The sequence below is a fragment of the Acetobacter estunensis genome (assembly GCF_019083805.1).
In the GTDB taxonomy this organism is placed as follows: Bacteria; Pseudomonadota; Alphaproteobacteria; order Acetobacterales; family Acetobacteraceae; genus Acetobacter; species Acetobacter estunensis_A.
In genome coordinates this window covers 1-248 of the sequence record NZ_JAHRDV010000137.1, presented here as the reverse complement: position 1 = coordinate 248, position 248 = coordinate 1, and the positions used below count along the sequence as shown (strand labels likewise).

Genomic DNA, 248 nt, shown 5'->3' with positions numbered 1-248 from the left:
GCAGATCGCCCGCGACGCGCAGGAAGCCCGCATGCTGCTGGAAGCGGAACTCTCGGTCTGAGGCTGTAGCGGGTCCGCGTCAGTCCGGCGCGCCCGCGAAGTCCTTCTGCCAGACCGTTGCCTTGCGCTCGGGGCGGAGAAGAGCGTGCAGGGCGACAGAGAGGGTGGTGCCGTAGAGATCGCCCTCGAAATCGAACAGATTGACCTCCAGCCGGCTTTCCTGCCCGTCATTGATGGTCGGGCGTCGT

1 pseudogene is annotated in these 248 nt (G+C 66.1%); it reads right to left on the bottom strand.

The features are described 5' to 3' along the window. Positions 1–121: 121 nt before the first annotated feature. A pseudogene (locus KUA11_RS17295) lies at positions 122–248 on the bottom strand (riboflavin kinase); the annotation flags it as partial.